Source organism: Streptomyces sp. NPDC020807 (assembly GCF_040641575.1).
In the GTDB taxonomy this organism is placed as follows: Bacteria; Actinomycetota; Actinomycetes; order Streptomycetales; family Streptomycetaceae; genus Streptomyces.
The window spans coordinates 1-3,469 of the sequence record NZ_JBFADU010000055.1 but is presented as its reverse complement, the minus strand read 5'-3'; the positions used below and the strand labels follow the sequence as shown (position 1 = coordinate 3,469).

Annotated in this window: 2 protein-coding genes; both read left to right on the top strand. The window is 70.0% G+C overall.

The genetic code is table 11. The features are described from left to right. Nucleotides 1-957, top strand: a 957-nt coding sequence (locus AB0G79_RS33280) for a non-ribosomal peptide synthetase (protein ID WP_360813219.1), incomplete at its 5' end; no start/stop codon positions are given. Between the two features lie 479 nt (nucleotides 958-1,436). Next, nucleotides 1,437-3,469 (top strand): condensation domain-containing protein (locus AB0G79_RS33275; RefSeq protein ID WP_360813217.1); only part of this gene is annotated, 2,033 nt, incomplete at its 3' end.

Genomic DNA, 3,469 nt, shown 5'->3' with positions numbered 1-3,469 from the left:
CACAACCACTACGGACCGACCGAGACGACGATCGGCATCGCGACCACGCGGCTGACCGCCGAGGGGATCGCGGGCGGGAGCGTTCCGGTCGGCACGCCGATCGACAACACCCGCTTCTACCTGCTCGATTCCCGCCTGCAACCGGTTCCGGTGGGTGTGGTCGCGGACCTGTACGTCTCCGGCGCCGGCCTCGCCCGCGGCTACGTGGGCCGGGAGGCGCTGACCGCCGAACGCTTCGTGGCCAACCCGTACGAGCGGGGCGAGCGCATGTACCGCACGGGTGACCGCGCGAAGTGGACGGCGGACGGCCAGGTCGTCTTCCTCGGCCGTGCCGACGACCAGGTCAAGATCCGCGGCTACCGCATCGAACCCGGCGAGGTCCAGGGCGTGATCGCCGCCCATCCGCTGGTCGACCAGGCCGCCGTCATAGCCCGCGAGGACAACCCCGGCGACCGCAGGCTCGTCGCCTACGTCGTCGCCGACGACCTGGAGTCCGACGAGAAGGCCGGACTCACCACCTCGCTCAAGGAGTTCGCGGCGCAGCGACTGCCCGAGCACATGGTCCCGTCGGCGGTCGTCGTCCTGGACGCGCTGCCCCTGACCGGCAACGGCAAGCTCGACCGCAAGGCCCTGCCCGCACCCGGAACCCTCACCTCCGGCGGGCCCTCCAGCCAGGGACGGGAGCCCGCCACCCGCGAGGAGCGCGCACTGTGCGAGGCCTTCGCCCAGGTACTGCGCCTGGACAAGGTCGGAGTCGACGACGACTTCTTCACCCTGGGCGGCCACTCGCTGCTCGCGACCGAACTCATCGTCCAGGTCCGCGCGGCCCTCGACGTCGACGTCGAGATCAGGTCCCTGTTCAACTTCCCCACCCCCGCCGGTCTCGCGACACAACTCGGCACACGGAAGTCGAACCGGCCGGCCCTGCGGCCGATGCGCGAAAGGAAGGCCTCGTAACACGAAAAGCGCAAGGAATCCAGTGCGTTCAAGCTGAACAACCACATACGCGTTGACAAGCGAATCGGCCGCCTTGTACGAGAAATCGGATGAGGCGGCCGAAGCGCGTCCCCGAGACGTTCAACTGGCGCCCAGGGGCGGTTGAACGAGACCGGGAACCCCTGTGAGGTGCGGGTTTCCGCAACCCCTCCGGCCCGATCGCGGCGTGAAGGCGGACGATTGATCGCCGATGAGCGCTGGGTCATAGTGGTTCGCGCCATCCCGGGGGAGCGACACATCGAAAAGTTGTTCCCGACGCATTCCAGCTCTTTCGCAAGCAGTCTCCGCAGAAGCCCACCAGAGCTTCTGCGGATCTTTATTGACGAGATTTATCCGCTGCACGCACTTGAATTCCCCAGGGTCACGCAGGGGCGGCGGCAGACGCTTGACAGTCAGCCTGTGCCGGCGTTGCGGCAGGGACGAAGCCAGGAAGGTTCCCGATGATTCCGTTGTCATTCGCGCAGCGTCGGTTGTGGTTCATCCAGCAGCTGGAGGGCCCCAGCGCGACGTACAACATCCCGGTGTCCCTCCGCCTGACCGGCGCGGTGGACCGGGACGCGCTGGCAGCGGCGCTGCGGGACGTCCTGGCACGCCACGAGGTCCTGCGCACCACCTTCCGCGTCGAGGACGGCGAACCCCACCAGCACATCCACGAGATGGACGACCTGGACTGGGCCCTCCAGACGGTGGAACTCCCCGACACCGCCACCCCCGCCGACCTGGCCGGCGCCGTCGCCGGAGTCTTCGGCCACACCTTCGACCTCTCCACCGAACTCCCCGTACGGGCCTGGCTGTTCTCCGCCGGACCCGACGAGCACGCCCTCGCGCTGCTCGTCCACCACATCGCGAGCGACGGCTACTCCAAGCGTCCGCTCGCGCAGGACCTCTCCACCGCCTACGCGGCGCGGTGCGCGGGAGAAGCCCCCGCGTGGGAGCCGCTGCCCGTGCAGTACGCGGACTACGCGCTGTGGCAGCGCGAGCTTCTCGGCGACTCTGCGGACCCCGACAGCGTCGGCTCCCGCCAGGTCGCCTTCTGGCGCGAGGCACTCGCCGACGCCCCCGAGGAACTGGCCCTCCCGTTCGACCACCCCCGCCCGCCCGTCCCCTCCCACCAGGGACTCAGCGCCCCCTTCACCGTCCCCGCCGACGTCCACGCACGCCTGCGGGACCTCGCGCGCGCCGAAGGCGTCACCACCTTCATGGCCCTCCAGGCCGTCCTCGCCATGACACTGTCGAAGCTCGGCGCCGGCACCGACATCCCCGTCGGCACCGCGGTCGCCGGCCGCACCGACGTGGCCCTCAGAGACCTGGTCGGCTTCTTCGTCAACACGCTGGTCCTGCGGACGGACCTGTCCGGCGACCCGACCTTCCGCGAGGTCCTGAACCGGGTACGCGAGACGAGTCTCGCGGCGATGGCGAACCAGGACGTGCCGTTCGAGAAGCTCGTCGAAGAGCTCGCCCCGGCCCGCTCCCTCGCCCGCCACCCCCTCTTCCAGGTCATGCTCTCCGTCGACCACGCCACCCAGGCACAGATCGACCTCGGAGCGGTACGCGCCGGCTCGCTCGCCGACGTCGCCACCGACGACGTCACCGCCAACCTCAAGAAGATCGCCAAGTTCGACCTCGAGATCGCCGTCGACGAACACGTCGACGCCGAAGGCGCTCCCGCCGGCCTGCACGGATCCGTCATCGTCGCCGCCGACCTGTTCGAGCAGGACACCGCCACCCACCTCGCCGAGCGGCTCGCCCGCGCCCTCACCGCGCTGGTCACCGACCCCGCCACCCGCCTCAGCGCCGTCGACGTGCTCACCGAGACCGAGCGCGACCTGCTCCTGCACCAGTGGAACGCCACCACGACCGACGTCGAAGCCGCCCTCGTCCCCGACCTCTTCGAGGCACACGCACAGCTGACCCCCGAGGCCGTCGCCGCCCTCTTCGAGGGCACGGAACTCACGTACGCGGAGCTCGACACCCGCGCCAACCGCCTCGCCTACCACCTCCTCGGCCTCGGCGTCAGCAGCGAATCGGTCGTCGGCCTCTGCCTTCCCCGCGGCCTCGACATGCTCGTCGGCATCCTCGCCGTCTGGAAGGCCGGCGGCGCCTACGTCCCGCTGGACCCGGAGCACCCCGAGGACCGCCTGTCCTACATCCTCCGCGACAGCGGAGCCCGTGCCGTCGTCAGCACCCGCGACGCCGCCGACGGCGCGGCGGCCCGGCTCGGCGTCGAACGCGTCGTCTGGCTCGACGACCCCGCCACCCGCACCGGCCTCGACCGCATGCCCGCCGTCGCCCCCTCCCGGCAGACCCACCCCGCCCACCTCGCCTACGTGATCTACACGTCGGGTTCGACGGGTCGTCCGAAGGGTGTGGGGGTGGGTCATGGGGCGTTGGCGAATTTGGTGTCGGTGTTCGCTCCGTTGATGGGTGTGGGGCGTGGGGTTCGGGTGTTGCAGTTTGCTTCGTTCGGGTTTGA